Annotated in this window: 13 protein-coding genes; 9 read left to right on the top strand and 4 right to left on the bottom strand. The window is 58.2% G+C overall.

What is annotated here, in order from left to right; translation table 11 throughout:
• Positions 1–147: 147 nt before the first annotated feature.
• Both PAG01S_RS22685 and PAG01S_RS18425 read right to left on the bottom strand, forming a co-directional pair.
• Positions 148–270 (bottom strand): hypothetical protein, encoded by a 123-nt coding sequence (locus PAG01S_RS22685; RefSeq protein ID WP_254920079.1) that lies wholly within the window; start codon positions 268–270, stop codon positions 148–150.
• A gap of 8 nt (positions 271–278) precedes the next feature.
• Positions 279–1,064 (bottom strand): MipA/OmpV family protein, encoded by a 786-nt coding sequence (locus PAG01S_RS18425; protein WP_022624202.1) that lies wholly within the window; start codon positions 1,062–1,064, stop codon positions 279–281.
• A gap of 129 nt (positions 1,065–1,193) precedes the next feature.
• Here PAG01S_RS18425 and PAG01S_RS18420 point away from each other — a divergent pair, with 129 nt between their 5' ends.
• The 4 genes from PAG01S_RS18420 (at position 1,194) to PAG01S_RS18405 (ending at position 7,326) form a co-directional block, all read left to right on the top strand.
• Positions 1,194–1,892 carry a response regulator gene (locus PAG01S_RS18420; RefSeq protein ID WP_010256840.1) on the top strand — a complete coding sequence of 233 codons (699 nt, stop codon included), beginning with the start codon at positions 1,194–1,196 and terminating at the stop codon, positions 1,890–1,892.
• Positions 1,889–3,058: a sensor histidine kinase gene (locus PAG01S_RS18415; protein WP_062759541.1), complete on the top strand. Its 1,170-nt coding sequence runs from the start codon at positions 1,889–1,891 to the stop codon at positions 3,056–3,058. The genes PAG01S_RS18420 and PAG01S_RS18415 overlap by 4 nt, the downstream gene beginning before the upstream one ends.
• 93 nt (positions 3,059–3,151) lie before the next feature.
• Complete coding sequence (locus PAG01S_RS18410; protein ID WP_010256842.1) at positions 3,152–4,285, top strand: efflux RND transporter periplasmic adaptor subunit; 1,134 nt, start codon at positions 3,152–3,154, stop codon at positions 4,283–4,285.
• Complete coding sequence (locus PAG01S_RS18405; RefSeq protein WP_062759540.1) at positions 4,282–7,326, top strand: efflux RND transporter permease subunit; 3,045 nt, start codon at positions 4,282–4,284, stop codon at positions 7,324–7,326. Before PAG01S_RS18410 ends, PAG01S_RS18405 begins: the two co-directional genes overlap by 4 nt.
• A gap of 50 nt (positions 7,327–7,376) precedes the next feature.
• Here the strand turns inward: PAG01S_RS18405 and PAG01S_RS18400 are convergent, their stop codons facing one another.
• Together PAG01S_RS18400 and PAG01S_RS18395 are read right to left on the bottom strand one after the other, a co-directional pair.
• A complete protein-coding gene (locus PAG01S_RS18400; RefSeq protein ID WP_010256845.1) occupies positions 7,377–7,622 on the bottom strand; it encodes a hypothetical protein in 246 nt (81 codons plus the stop codon).
• 71 nt (positions 7,623–7,693) lie between these two features.
• Positions 7,694–8,599: a LysR family transcriptional regulator gene (locus PAG01S_RS18395; RefSeq protein ID WP_022624205.1), complete on the bottom strand. Its 906-nt coding sequence runs from the start codon at positions 8,597–8,599 to the stop codon at positions 7,694–7,696.
• A 104-nt stretch (positions 8,600–8,703) separates the two neighbouring features.
• Between PAG01S_RS18395 and budA the strand changes: the two genes are divergently transcribed.
• The 5 genes from budA to PAG01S_RS18370 all read left to right on the top strand — a co-directional run bounded on the left by budA (position 8,704) and on the right by PAG01S_RS18370 (position 15,287).
• Entirely contained in the window at positions 8,704–9,486 is a 783-nt protein-coding gene (gene budA, locus PAG01S_RS18390) for an acetolactate decarboxylase (RefSeq protein ID WP_033781025.1), read from the top strand.
• Between the two features lie 14 nt (positions 9,487–9,500).
• Positions 9,501–11,180 (top strand): acetolactate synthase AlsS, encoded by a 1,680-nt coding sequence (alsS, locus tag PAG01S_RS18385; RefSeq protein ID WP_010256852.1) that lies wholly within the window; start codon positions 9,501–9,503, stop codon positions 11,178–11,180.
• Between the two features lie 21 nt (positions 11,181–11,201).
• Entirely contained in the window at positions 11,202–11,975 is a 774-nt protein-coding gene (locus PAG01S_RS18380; RefSeq protein ID WP_062759539.1) for a (S)-acetoin forming diacetyl reductase, read from the top strand.
• A gap of 205 nt (positions 11,976–12,180) precedes the next feature.
• Positions 12,181–13,632, top strand: a complete 1,452-nt coding sequence (locus tag PAG01S_RS18375; RefSeq protein WP_073970698.1) for a flagellin N-terminal helical domain-containing protein — start codon at positions 12,181–12,183, stop codon at positions 13,630–13,632.
• A 341-nt stretch (positions 13,633–13,973) separates the two neighbouring features.
• Positions 13,974–15,287: a CitMHS family transporter gene (locus PAG01S_RS18370; protein ID WP_031292261.1), complete on the top strand. Its 1,314-nt coding sequence runs from the start codon at positions 13,974–13,976 to the stop codon at positions 15,285–15,287.
• Positions 15,288–15,363 lie beyond the last annotated feature (76 nt).

The following is a 15,363-nucleotide window of genomic DNA, read 5'->3' as shown; positions in this document are numbered from 1 at the left end:
AATTTATATAGCGATAATTAAAACCTCCGGATGTACCCGAAACTTCTAACGCTGACCATTAATGTCTGAACCGCTTTACGAAAAGTTAATTTTCTATTTAAGTCACGGCATAAGCAGCCTGATCACGCTGTTTATACCGCTCGCTCCCTATCCCCGTCCCGGCGCATCCAACAGGCTAAGCGCCACGCCTGTCAGGGTATAGACCACGACATACAACAGAATCAGTGCCGCAAGCAAAAGGCGGTGGCTGCGCATCTCACTTTTCTTCATGGTGCCATTCAGAAGGTGTAGCTCAATGCCAGGGTGGCCGATGCGCCGTTGTGCCGTGCAACGATGGGGCTATCTGAAGCATGCTTATCCAGCCAGCTGTAGTCACCGATCACACTGGCCGCCCAGGCGGGTGTGAACTGATGGCTCCAGGTCAGGCTGGTATCGGTGCCATAAAATCCACCCGCGGCGTCGTACCGTTCAAATCCGCTGCGCGCACTTTGCTTGCTGTTAACGCCATACCAGGTATTCATATAACGCCCGTCGCCAAACAGTCCCGCCACCTGCAGTGCCACGGTATCGTCACTGGTCTGCCAGGGGATCAGGGTTACGGAAGTCCGGTACTGCACACCCTGACTATCACTTAATGGCAGCGTCGCTTTGCCCTCCAGCACCAGCCACGGCGTTACCGACCATCCCAGCGCCAGCGCGGTGTTCATCGTTGCGTCGATGTTCCCCATGCCTCTGAGCCGGTCATCCCCATCTCGCCAGGATGAATTCTGGTCAGAACGGCCCAGCCCGTAGCCCAGCGTATGTTCCAGATACAGTCCATTATCTGCCTGCAGGTCATAGCCAATGCCTTTCTGTGAGTCTAAAAAGAAGGCCCCGTCGCGTGCCTGGATCACCGGCATCAGCTGCCAGTGCTGCTTATCGGCGCCGCTATAGCGTGGTGCATTGATACCTGCAATGCCCAGCGTGACGCTTGGCGGCGGCGTAGTCTCATCAGCCATGGCAGTCGCGGCACTGAATCCCAGCGAAAAACAGACCATGTGCAGCGTTATTTTTCCGGTTATCATCACGTTTCCTCATTATCACATCAGGTGCGGAGCTGAGGGGTTCAGAGCCGCGTCAATGGCCGGAGTATGCGAGGCGAGTGTCAATTAACGACCAGGGATTTATGAAGAAACAGTCAAGGTGATCCGAAAATGCAGTCAAAACGTGTACTGATTATTGAAGATGATGCTGATGCGGCGGGCGTACTTGAGGCCTACCTGAAACGTGAAAATTATGAGGTCATGATTGCCGGTGATGGGCCAGGCGGGCTGGATGCCGCCAGACGCTGGCAGCCCGATCTGATCCTGCTGGATATCATGCTGCCCGGCATGAACGGCACTGAAGTGCTGGCAGCGCTGCGACGTCGTGACGATACCCCGGTGATCATGGTAACCGCGATGGGTGATGCGCCGGACCGCATCGGCGCACTGCGCTATGGCGCGGATGACTACGTGGTCAAACCCTATCATCCGGGCGAAGTGGTGGCGCGCGTTCAGGCAGTACTGCGCCGTAGCCAGCAGAGTCAGGTACCCGCGGCAGAAACCCTGCGCTGGGCGGGTTTAGTGGTGGACCCGGTGGCGCTCACCGCAGTGGTCGATAGCGACAGTGCTTCACCGCGCCGCCTCGATCTGACACCGACCGAATTTTCCCTGTTGGTCACCCTGATGCGCGCTCCGACGCGTCCGTTTACCCGCCTGTTTCTGCTGGAGCACTGTCTGCCGGAAAGCGATGCGCTTGAGCGGGTGGTCGATACCCACGTCTATAACCTGCGTCGCAAACTGGAAGCCGCGGGCATTTCAGATGTCTTACCGGCGGTTCGCAGCGTCGGTTACCGGTTCAGACAGCCATGAAGAACGATACGCATACCTCACTGTGGCGCTGGATCTGCATCCGGGTGCTGTTTCTGGCGATTGGCAGCGTGGTACTCATCGCCATCTGTATGTGGCTGCGCTTCGCAGTGCAGGCGTACTGGGTCTATTACCGGATGCCGCCCGCGCTGCTGGAGGAGTTCACCCAGCTGCGCCACCACCCTGCCAGCGATCCGGCACGCTTTCATCAGATTATCGACCAGTGGTGGGGTATCAACTTCTCGGATCCCTCGCTGGCCTCGTCGGACTGGCTGACCGTATTCGTGCTGGTGGTGGTCATGATCCCGTTTATGGTGGTGATGGCGCTGCGTTTCGCCCGTCCGCTGTCGGCGCAGTTCAGCCAGCTAGCGACCGCAGCGCGAGCGGTATCGAAAGGGGAATTTGGCCGAACGGCGGCGGTGGTGAAAGAAGCGCCACAGGAGCTGGTGCGCTTTACCGAAGATTTTAATCAGATGACGCAGCAGCTGGCGCGTTACGAGCGTGAGCTGCGCACCTCGCATGTAGCGATGGCGCATGAACTTCGCTCGCCACTGACGGCCGCAATGGGCCGCCTGCAGGGCATTCTGGATGGCGTCTTTCCTGCCGAACCGCAACAGCTGGCGATGATCATGAAGCAACTGATGCAGCTCAGTCGCCTGACAGACGAACTGCATCTCTTGTCACTGGCGGATGCCGGGCAGCTTACCCTGAACCACGAGTGGTTTAATCTCAGCGAGTTACTGCGCGAGCGCTCCGGCTGGCTTCTGCCGCAGGCAGAACAGGCGGGGATTGCCATCAGCGTGACATCACCCAACGATCTGCGGCTGTATGCCGATACCTTCCGGCTGGGCCAGGTAGTGACCATCATCTGTGAGAATGCAATGCGCTACGCTGCCGACGGTGGCGCGTTGCTGATCACCGCCAGCAGGAACGATCAGGCGATCACAATGACCTTCCGCGATTACGGTCAGGGTGTGGAGCCGGACTTCCTGCCGCAATTGTTTGACCGCTTTACCCGCGCTGACTCCTCACGCGCCCGCCACTCCGGCGGCAGCGGTCTGGGACTGTCGATCGCCAAAGCGATCGTCGAGGCGCACGGCGGGTCGCTTCACGCCACACTGCCCGCCGACGGCGGTCTGCTGATCGGGATAACGCTGCCGGCGAGATAAATTGTTCTGGCTTGACCATTTCTTGATGGTTCATGGAACGTTTCTGGACACATGCCGGGTTCAATGAGCACAACTCATTAAAGGAACCCGGTTATGACAGACTTCTTATCGGATGCTGCCCGCCAGGTGTGGCGTCATCTCTTCGGTATTCACATCTTTGCGCCGATCATCTTCGTGCTGCTCGGGGTATTCATCATGACCGGTTGCCGGGACAATAGTTCTGCTCCGCCTGCCGCCCCGCTCCGCCCGGTTAAATCGGTGATTGCTCCACCGCTCAGCAGTGATGCATCGCTGGTGCTGACTGGCGAAATCCGCGCTCATGAAGAGGTCGCGCTAGCCTTCAGACTGGATGGCCGGGTGGTGAGCCGTGCGGTTGAGCTGGGCGATCGCGTCAGCGCCGGGCAATCGCTGGCAGCGCTGGAAAATGATCAGTCACGCAATCAGCTAAGCAGCGCACGGGCCGATCTCGACAGCGCACGCGCCGCCGAACGGGTCGCCGCGCTTAACCTGCATCGGATGCGGCTGCTGATGCCCGGAGGGGCCATCGCCCGCAGCCAGCTGGACAGCGCCCAGGCGGACTGGCAGAGCGCACAGTCCCGCCGTCTCAGCAGCGAAGCGGCTCTGAAAAATGCCCAGGATAACCTCAGCTGGACTCAGCTGACTGCGCCTGCAGCAGGCCGGATCACCGCCATCACGGTTCAGCCAGGTCAGGTGGTCAGCGCCGGACAAAATGTGATGACGCTGGCAGCAGGGGATGCACGCGATGCGGTGTTTGACCTGACAACGCCTGCGCTGCTGCATCCTGATGATCGGACACCGCTGAAAGTGACGCTGCTCGCCGATCCCGGCGTGCAGGCCAGTGGCACAGTGCGTGACATCAGCCCGCAGGCCGATCCACAGACCCGCACATGGCGGCTGCGCATCTCACTGAATCAGCCGCCTGAGGCGATGGCACCCGGTGCCACAGTCATTGTCACCCTTCCCGATGCGCAGCCGCCGGTCATCGCCCTGCCCGCCAGCGCCCTGACCCGCTCCGCAGACAAACCCGCGCTGCTGGTCGTTGATGCGGCGTCACGCCTGCAGCTTCGTCCGGTAGTGCTGGCCCGCTTTAACGCGCAGCAAATCTTCGTCACTGCCGGGATCAAGCCGGGAGAGCGCGTCGTCACCGCCGGAGTCAGCACCCTGCAACCTGGCGAAAAAGTGGCGCTTTCGCAGGAGGCTCCATGAAAAAAACGTCTGGCTTTAACCTCTCCGGCTGGGCGCTGGCGCATCAGCAACTGGTGATCTTTTTCATGCTGCTGGTCATGGCGGCGGGTGTGCTGAGCTATGAACATCTGTCACGCAATGAAGACCCGGCGTTTACTATCAAAACCGCCGTAATATCAGCCCAATGGCCAGGCGCTGATGTGAACACCACGGTGCAACTGCTCACTGACGTACTGGAACAGAAAGTGCAGGAGATCCCGTCGCTGGATGCGGTTGAGAGCGAAACCCGGGCCGGACAAACCGTCATCTATGTCAACCTGCGCGATGACACGCCGCCCTCTCAGGTGGCCGGCATCTGGTACCAGCTGCGTAAAAAGATGCAGGATGTTGCCCCTTCACTGCCGCAGGGCGTGCAGGGTCCGGCCGTTAACGACGAATTTGATGACACCTTCGGCACCATTTATGGCTTCACGGCGGAGGGTTTTACCGCCAGAGAGCTACGCGACCGGGTCGATAACCTGCGTCGCAATCTGGCCAGTCTGCCCGACATCGGTAAAACCAGCCTGTTAGGTGTACAGGAGCAGCAGGTGGTTATCGCCTTTTCGCCGCGCAAGCTGAACGGCATGGGGCTCGATTTACAGCAGGTCAGCGACGCCATTAAAGCTCAGAACGATGTCGTCCCGGCGGGCAGCCTGCGTACCGACCGCGAGAATATTGCGCTGCGGGTCAGCGGCACCCTGACTTCGGTTGAAAATCTGCGGGCGATTACCCTGCATATCGGTGAGCGTTTTATTCCGCTGACCGATCTGGCCACCATCAGCCTGCAACCTGCCGAACCTCCGGCGCCGACGTTTAGAGTTAACGGCGTTCCGGCTATCGGGCTGGCGATCTCCATGGCCGGCAGCGGCAACATGCTCGATTTCGGTCAGCAGCTCAGTCAGCGCATGCAGATGCTGGCCAGTCAGTTACCGCACGGTATTACTATGACCCGCGTGGCCGACCAGTCTTCCGTGGTGAAAAACGCGGTCAGCGGCTTTGTCCGGATACTGGGCGAAGCAGTCGTCATCGTGTTAGCCGTCTCCTTTGTCTCGCTGGGACTGCGTGCCGGTCTGGTCGTTGCGGCGGCGATCCCGCTGGTACTGGCAATGACCTTTACCGGCATGTTAATGGCAGGCATCGGACTCCAGCGCATCTCGCTTGGCGCGCTAATCATCGCGCTGGGGCTGCTGGTGGATGATGCCATGATCACCGTCGAGGCAATGGTGGCGCGACTGGAAGCGGGCGACAGCAAGTGGCAGGCCGCCACCTATGCTTTTAAAACCACCGCCTTTCCGATGCTGACCGGTACGCTGGTAATGATCGCCGGGTTCATTCCGGTCGGGTTCGCCGCCTCCAGTGCCGGAGAGTATTGCTACTCATTGTTTGTGGTGATCGCCCTGGCGCTGCTCTGCTCGTGGGTCGTCGCGGTCATCTTCTCTCCGCTCACCGGCTGCTGGCTGCTGTCGGCCAGGCACATCAAGGCCGATAAGCCGCCGGGCGTGCTGACGCGCAGCTATCACCGGCTGCTGGAGGTGATTCTGCGTCACCGGCTGGTGACGATTGGCACAGCGATGGCGGTGCTGCTGGTCAGCCTTTACGCCACCACTTTTATGCAGGGTGAGTTTTTCCCTGCATCGGATCGCCCCGAGCTGCTGGTCAGCCTGACGCTTCCCGCCAGTGCAGCCCAGGCTGAAACCACCCGCCGAACCGCACAGCTGGAACAGATGCTGCGCAACGATCGGGATGTGGCGAACTACACCAGCTACGTTGGCTCGGGCGCAATACGCTTTTATCTGCCGATGGATGTGCTGCTGGATAATGAAAACATCGCGCAGCTGGTGGTGGTGGCGAAAGATCTGGCGGCACGCGATCGGCTGCGCAGCAGGCTGGAGCAGAAGCTGGCGGTGGATTTCAGTGATATCACTACCCGGGTATCGCCGCTGGAGCTGGGGCCACCGGTCGGCTGGCCGCTGAAATATCGCATCACCGGCCCGGATAATGCCAGGGTGCGTCAGGCGGCCGATCGGCTGGCGGCGCTGATCGCCCGCTCATCGCTGACACGCGAGGTCAATCTTACCGCCGGAGAGCCAGAACGGGTCATGACGCTGGCGGTGAACCAGACCGCAGCCCGCGCAGCCGGACTCTCTTCCGAAACGATAGCCACCGCGCTGAATACTCTGATGTCCGGCAGCGTGGTGACCACCCTGCGCGATCGTAACCGCCTGATCGACGTCGTGCTGCGCAGCAATGACCCGGAGCGGCAGGACACTGACACACTGGCAGGATTGATGATCACCAATGCCAGCGGACAGAAAATCCCGCTGCGACAGGTGGCAACCCTGAACTGGGGAGTGGATGACCCGGTGATATGGCGACGTCAGCGGCTGGCTTACATCACCGTACAGACCGATATTGCGCCCGGTCAGCGGGCTGAACAGGTCTCGCAGCAGCTCGCACCAGCCGTCGCCGCCCTGCGCGCCTCGCTGCCGGCCGGATACGGTATTGAAGAAGGTGGCGTGGCGGCCGAATCGGACAAAGGCAACGGTTCAGTGTTTGCTCTGCTGCCGGTAACAATCTGCGTCATGCTGGTCTTGCTGATGATTCAGCTGCAACGCTTCTCCGGCATGCTGCTGGCGCTGAGCATGGCACCGTTTGGCCTGCCCGGCATCGTATCCGCAATGCTGCCGGCTGGCACACCGCTGGGGTTCGTGGCGCTGCTGGGGATTATTGCCCTGGCGGGAATCATCATCCGCAACGCGGTAATCATGATCAGTGAAGTCGATGCGAATAGCCGGGCCGGACTGTCCGCGGGTGAGGCAATCCGGCAGGCTGCCCATCACCGTGCACGTCCCATTCTGCTGACTGCCTGTGCGGCAATACTCGGCATGATCCCCATCGCCCATCAGGTTTTCTGGGGGCCCATGGCACTGGCGATTATTGGCGGTCTGATCAGCGGTACGCTGGTAACGCTCACGGTGCTGCCCGCCGCGTTAAGTCTGTTGATGCAGCGCGGCTCACGTTAAAACAACACCCGGCGATCCCGTGCTGAGAACGGCGGGATCGCCGGAAAGGATCAGTTCATCACCTCGACCAGAATCAGCGGGCACTTTCTGACTTTGCAGGCCTGACTGTAGGCTAGCGAGCAGACCGAGCAGAGATCGCGCACGTCAGACTGGTACTCATACTCCATGAAATAGCGGAACTGGCCGCCCGCAGAATCTGTTCTCCAGAATCGCTGCGGCTCCAGAATTTCATCCAGTTGCCTGAATGTCAGGGCTGACGGGTTGTGAAACCCGACTCTTACGCGGTATGTAGTCATGCACCGATTATTGGCATCCCGGTCCATGGCCGCCAGTTGGTTATTGTTTTCAGTTCAATAGCTGGCGCTTATCAACCCGCTTCGCCTGGTGCGGCAGGCTGCTCTGCCAGCAGCGCCAGCAGGTGCAGTACTGCTTTTGACGGGTGAAGCCGACGCCAGGCAAAGGCAACATCCGTAAATAGCGTGTTGTTTTCGATATCGCAGAAGCTGACCCCGGGGTTATCGACGCAGCGCATCGACTCCGGCACCAGCGCAATCCCGCAGCCCGCCGCCACCATGCCCAGCGACGTAGTGATCTGCGGAGCCTGCTGAAAAGTGTGGCGCGAAAAGCCCGCCCGCAGACAGGCAGTGACAATCAACTCATACAGGCTGGGCGAGACGTCGCGCGGGAAGATCACCAGGGTTTCTCCCGCCAGTGCGGATAGTGCCACGGTGGGTGTGCCGCTGAGGGGATGGCAGCGCGGCAGCGCAATCAGCATCTTTTCGGTGGAGATGACGCGCAGATTAAACGCCTTGCTGCTTTCACACGGCAGCCGGATAAAAGCGGCATCCAGCAATCCTTCCTGTAAATCCTGCATCAGCAAAGACATATTCTCTTCGCGGGTCAGCAGCTCCATCGCCGGATAACGTTCTTTAAACTGGCGGATCAGGGTGAAGATGCGTGGATTAAACGCCACCGAGCTGGCAAAGCCCAGCGACAGCTGACCACTGATCCCGCGCGCAATACCGCGTGCGTTCTCCAGCGCCTGATCGGCCAGTTGCACAATCTGCCGGGCATCCGCCAGAAACGCTTCGCCCGCTTCGGTGAGTTCCACTCCGCGCGTCAGGCGCTTCAGCAACGGTGTGCCAATTTCCTGCTCCAGCCGCAGTATCTGCTGACTCAGCGGCGGCTGCGATATGCCCAGTATCTCGGCGGCACGAGTGAAGTGAAGCGTCTCGGCTACGGCAACAAAATAACGCAGATGGCGAAGTTCCATATCAAAAACGTCTCAAAGTTAACAGGTTTCGCTATTGGACCCACCGACTGAATCGGTTCACCATTAGGTTAACACGGCTTAACGGTTAATCGATGAGGCATCAAATGAGCAATTGTGTAACTGATTGTTCCTGTGAGGATCAACTAAAACATACTGTCCTGACGCTTTCACAGGATGCACCAGAAAGCGTTATCTATCAGACCTCTTTAATGAGTGCGCTGCTGAGCGGCGTTTACGACGGCAATGTCCGTATTGCCGACCTGCTGCGTAAAGGGGATTTCGGCCTGGGTACCTTTAACCGGCTGGATGGCGAAATGATCGCGTTTGATAGCAAGGTCTATCAGCTGCACGCCGACGGCAGCGCGCACCCGGCCGATCCGGCGCAGAAAACTCCGTTCGCCGTGATGACCTTTTTTAAACCGCAGCATCTGTATGAATTTGACCGGCCGATGTCGCGTGAGGCGATCCATCAGGTGATCGACAACGAAATCACCTCCGATAACCAGTTCTGCGCGCTGCGCATCAGCGGTCGTTTCAGTCGCGTCGAGACCCGCACCGTGCCATGCCAGTGTCGTCCCTATCGCTCAATGCCGGAAGTTCTGGGCGATCAGCCGACCTTTGCCTTCAGCCAGCGCGCGGGCGAACTGATCGGATTCCGTACACCGCAATATATGCAGGGCATTAACGTTGCGGGCTATCACGAACATTTTATTACCGACGACCGCGAAGGCGGCGGCCACATTCTCGATTATGCGCTGGAACAGGGCACCCTGACCTTTGGTGCCATCAGCAAGCTGGTCGTGGATTTGCCGCAGGACAGCGATTTTCTCAATGCCGACCTGAACCCCGCCAATCTTGACGCCGCGATTCGTGCGGTAGAAAGCTAATCAGAGGAATGACGATGAAAACTCCAACCGATACCACACTCTGGACCTGTGGCGCTGACCTGGTGGTGGCGCAACTTGAGGCACAGGGCGTCCGCCACGTCTTTGGTATTCCTGGCGCAAAAATTGATAAAGTCTTCGACTCACTGCTGGATTCCTCCATCCAGACCATCCCGGTTCGCCACGAAGCTAACGCTGCATTTATGGCCGCCGCAGTGGGCCGCCTTACCGGCAATGCGGGCGTGGCGCTGGTCACCTCCGGGCCGGGCTGCTCCAACCTGATCACCGGCATGGCCACCGCCACCAGCGAAGGCGATCCGGTGGTGGCTATCGGCGGTCAGGTGAAGCGCTCCGACAGCGCCAAGCAGGTTCATCAGAGCATGGACACGGTTTCAATGTTTCGCCCAATCACTAAATATGCGGTTGAGGTCACCGACCCCGCTGCACTTTCTGAATGCCTGTCGAATGCGTTTCGCCACGCCGAACATGGCCGGGGCGGCGGTGCCTTTATCAGCCTGCCACAGGATATTGTCGATCAGCCGGTTACCGGCAAAGCGTTGAGCAGCAAAGGCCGCCCTGTACTGGGCGCCGCACCTGACTCAATGATCGACGCCGTCAGCGAAGCTATCGCCGGGGCTAAAAATCCGGTCATCCTGTTGGGATTAATGGCGAGCCAGACAGAGAACAGCGAAGCGATTCATGAGCTGCTGACACGCAGTCACATTCCGGTTACCAGCACCTATCAGGCAGCAGGAGCGGTCAGACAGGATCACTTCTCACGCTTCGCCGGGCGCGTCGGGCTGTTTAACAACCAGGCGGGCGACAGGCTGCTGCAACAGGCTGACCTGATCGTCACCATCGGCTACAGCCCGGTGGAATATGAACCGGCGATGTGGAACAGCGGTAACGCCACCCTGATTCATATCGACGTAATACCCGCTGAGACCGACAACCGCTATCTGCCGGACGCAGAACTGGTGGGTGATATCGCCGCCACGGTGCGTAAACTCGCCGCGCGCATCACTGCCCCACTCCAGCTGACCCCGGAAGCCGCCACCATCCTTGAGGATCGTCAGCAGCAGCGCAAATTGCTGGCGATGCAGGGTGCCAGCCTCAATCAGTTTGCTCTGCATCCGCTGCGCATTGTGCGCGCCATGCAGGACATCATTAACAGTGACGTCAGCCTTACCGTCGATATGGGCAGCTTCCACATCTGGATCGCCCGCTATCTCTACAGCTTCCGCGCCCGTCAGATCATGATCTCCAACGGTCAGCAGACGATGGGTGTGGCCCTGCCGTGGGCGATTGGTGCCTGGCTGGTCGAGCCGCAGCGCAAAGTGGTTTCAGTTTCCGGCGATGGTGGTTTCCTGCAATCCAGCATGGAGCTGGAAACTGCCGTCCGCTTAAAAGCCAACATTCTGCACATCGTCTGGGTCGATAACGCCTACAACATGGTGGCGATGCAGGAAGAGAAAAAATATCACCGCGTCTCGGGCGTCAATTTTGGGCCGGTCGATTTCAAAGCCTATGCCGAAGCGTTTGGGGCAGCGGGCTTTGCGGTGACCAGTGCGGCAGAGCTGGAGCCGACGCTGCGTAAAGCGATGGATGTTCAGGGGCCCGCCGTGGTCGCGGTGCCGGTCGATTACACCGACAACCCGCTGCTGATGGGTCAGCTGCATCTGAGCCAGCTTCTTTAATTTCTCAAAAAGGAAATCATGATGAAAAACAGAGTGGCATTTGTGACCGGCGCAGGCCAGGGCATTGGTGAAGCGATCGCCCTGCGTCTGGCGAAAGATGGACTGGCGGTTGCAGTAGCCGATTTTAATCAGGAGACCGCACGCCAGGTCGCGGAGAAGATCAACCAGCAGGGTGGCAAAGCGATTGCGCTGAAAGTCGATGTCTCGCAGCGTGATCAGGTGATGGAAGCGGTAGAAGAGGCGCGCCGCACGCTGGGCGGCTTTGACGTCATCGTCAATAATGCCGGTATTGCGCCCTCCACGCCGATTGCTGAGATCACCGAAGCGGTGGTCGACAAGGTCTACAACGTCAATGTCAAAGGGGTGATCTGGGGCATGCAGGCCGCGATTAAAGCATTTGCTGCACAAGGTCACGGCGGCAAAATTATCAACGCCTGTTCTCAGGCGGGTCATGTCGGTAATCCGGAGCTGGCGGTTTACAGCTCCAGTAAGTTTGCCGTGCGCGGCCTGACGCAGACCGCTGCGCGCGATCTGGCACCTGCCGGCATCACGGTCAACGCCTTCTGCCCTGGCATTGTCAGAACACCGATGTGGGAAGAGATCGACCGCCAGATCTCTGAAGCAGCCGGCAAGCCCGCCGGCTACGGCACCGAGGAATTTGCGAAACGCATTACGCTGGGACGTCTTTCTGAACCGGAAGATGTGGCTGCCTGCGTCGCCTACCTGGCCAGTCCCGATTCCGATTACATGACCGGTCAGTCGCTGTTGATTGATGGCGGCATGGTGTTTAACTGATCTTCGTTCGCCTGCTGCGTCATCGCGTGGCAGGCGTTTTTCCTGACCGGGTTGAACCGTTAATTTTTTTTATCTGAAAAGCGGTTAACCATCAGCCTCTTGACCGTCTGCCCCCGTATTTCCTGCCTTTTTGTCGCCACAGAGATTAAAGCTGCTTATCACCCTGCCGATAAAACAGAGACTCCTCTCCCTGTTCGAAGCGACCATGTTAACGATCAACCATAACGAAACCGCCGCGATTACGAACAAAACGCGGTACAGCACTGACTCTGTTCTGGGACGAACGGTTGAACGGTTATCATCAGGGATGAGAATTAACAGTGCCAAAGATGACGCGGCAGGTCAGGCGATTGCCAACCGCATGACGGCCAATATCAACGCCGATGCGGTGGTAGCGCGTGGCCTCAATGACGCCATCAGCTATTCCCAGACCGCCAGTGGCGGCCTTGGCAGTATCGTCGATCTGCTGATCCAGGCGCGCACCCTGTCGGTCCAGGCAGCCAACGGCACGCTGTCGGACGCCGATCGACAGAGCATCAACGGCCAGTATCAGCAGATTATGGCAGGCATCAATGAAGTGGCAAACCACACCGAGATTTTTGGCCGCTATCCACTGGCGACTAATAATCCCGATCTTCCCCCTGCGAAACTGGGTAACGTTGACCCTATCAACACGAAGTTTCCGGTGCCCGGCAAGAATTACTCCTTCACCTCGGGCGTGATTCCGCTGGCCTATATCCCGGCAGGCTCGACGGCGATAAGCATCACCATCGACTCACTGGGTATGGATGACGATCTCCAGCTCTTTACCCGCGACGGTAAACACCTGGTCGGTACACCACTGGACGGCAGTGCGCCTGATTACACCTGGGCCAGCAAAAGCATCACTAATGCGGCTACCGCGGATAGTCGCCTGCTGACCAGCAGTAACGGATTTGCCAGCGGTGCGGCTTATGACAGCTCGCAGTTGCTGGAGGGCGGCCCGAGCTGGACGCTGGCAGGCAGTAACAGCAGCACCTACAACGGCATGAACATCACTTACAGCGGTGACGGCGATCGCTATGAGGATGTCGCCAGCGGCGATTTCAACAACGGCACCATCACCAGTAACCGGCTTGAGCGCATCACGCTGGATACCGTCAGCGAGGATTTGATTGTGGTGGTGGTGGGCAATGGTTCCTTCACCGGTAATCTGACCTGGGGAAATCTGCCGGAACCCAAAAGCCTGCCTGCAACGCCGCCGAAGAAGAGCGAACCTATGGAGGTGGTCACCAGCGCCGATTACGGTCAGCCTATTCAGTCGGATACTATTCCGGCAACGCCATCGGATACCAAAACGCTGGGGCTGAACAACACAACGCTGCTTACAGAGGGCGATATCTCAACCACCATGAAAGCACTGGATAGCGCGCTCGAGAAGATCAGCGGTTATCAGTCGACCTATGGCGCAAAGATCAACCGTTACGAATCGAACCGTAATGTGTTATCGCAGCAGGGTGTGGATACCTCAGCGGCTCGCAGCCGCATACAGGATGCGGACTATGCTGAAGAAGCAAGCCAGCTGGCACGTAGCCAGATTATTCAGCAGGGTCAGACGGCCGTCAGCAAAATGGCGAATAAAACCCCTGAGATGATTATTCAGCTGTTAGGCAGCTAATAACGTTAACTGGCTGAGCATCAAGGCTCAGCCGGTTACCCTGTTTCTCCACCACTCTACTACCCGCCTGATTCAGCCCCCAGCTGGCCCGAAACCCCGGTTACACTTCGACACCCTTTGATCTCAGTCACACAATCTCGTTTAAGAACCGTTTAAAGATGATCATGATCACCCTTCTTTGTTAAAGAAATGCTAAATACTGACAACTATTTATTATCATCTTTGAATGCAGGGTTAATTAAAACAACAGGTTAATCATTACCACGCTAAGTAATTACCTGAATTTTCCTGTCGATATGTAACTTTTTCATTACTTTTCCGCCATTGCGAGGGCTGTTAATTTGCTGACGATACTGGGTTTTTCCATGGTTGTTTGCTTCATGTATCTGATCATGACCAAACGCATGTCAGCCTTGATTGCGCTGATCCTGATACCAACCATATTTGCGCTGATTGGCGGTTTTTACGCAGGCCTGGGTGCCATGATGTTGGACGGCGTCAAAAAGCTGGCCCCTACCGGCGTGATGCTGACCTTCTCCATTCTCTATTTCGGTCTGATGATCGATGCCGGATTGTTTGACCCACTGGTGCGCTTTATTCTTCGGATGGTGCGCGGTGACCCACTGAAAGTGCTGGTCGGAACGGCGGTACTAACGCTGCTGGTTTCGCTGGATGGTGACAGCTCTACCACTTACATGATCGCCATTGCCGCATTCCTGCCGCTCTATCACCGGCTGGGCATGAACGTGCTGATGATGACCTGTCTGGTGAACCTTGCCAGCGGCATCATGAACCTCTCACCCTGGGGAGGTCCGACAGCCCGTGCCGCGGCGGCACTGCGCATTGACGCCCTTGATATCTTTATTCCGATGCTGCCAGCCATGCTGCTGGCCTGTGCCAGCCTGGTGGCGATGGCGGTGCTGTTTGGCCTGCGTGAGCGTAAGCGCCTTGGCGTGATGACCATGAAAGATCACCATCTCGACAACATTGAGCTGGGGCTGGGCGATGCCGAAGAGTGCGCAGCCAATCGCCGTCCGAAAATGTTCTGGCCTAACTTCATCCTGACCACCGTGCTGCTGGTGCTGCTGGTGATTGGTTTAATGCCGATTCAGATCCTGTTTATGCTGGCGTTTGCGATTGCGGTGATGCTCAACTATCCCACGCTGGAGGAGCAGAAAGCCCGCATCAGCTCCCATGCCGGTAACGTGCTGGCGGTGACCGCATTAATTTTTGCCGCCGGTATTTTCACCGGCATCCTCTCCGGCACCGGCATGGTTGACGCCATGGCGAAGAGTCTGCTGGCTGTGATCCCGCCCAGTTTCGGCCCTTTCCTGGCGGTGTTCACCGCGTTGGTCAGTCTGCCGTTTACCTTCTTTATGTCGAATGATGCCTTTTACTTCGGCATTCTGCCGGTTATCGCCCAGACGGCGGCCAGCTACGGCATTACCGCAGAAGAGATTGCCCGCGCTTCTATTGTCGGCCAGCCATTCCACCTGCTGAGTCCGCTGGTGCCGTCAGTCTACCTGCTGGTGGGTCTGGCGAAAGTCGACATCGGCGACCACCAGCGCTTTGCAATTAAGTGGGGGATTCTGGTCAGTCTGGTGCTGATGGCGGGCGGTCTGCTGACCGGTGCTTTCCCGCTGTTCCACACCTGATAATCCTCTGCTTTCTGGCGGATAACCGGCAATTTTTCCCGGTTATCCGCTTCACCGCTCCGCCTACTGCGTCATC

The sequence above is a fragment of the Pantoea agglomerans NBRC 102470 genome, from assembly GCF_001598475.1.
GTDB lineage: Bacteria > Pseudomonadota > Gammaproteobacteria > Enterobacterales > Enterobacteriaceae > Pantoea > Pantoea agglomerans.
This window is presented reverse-complemented; position numbering and strand designations above follow the sequence as displayed.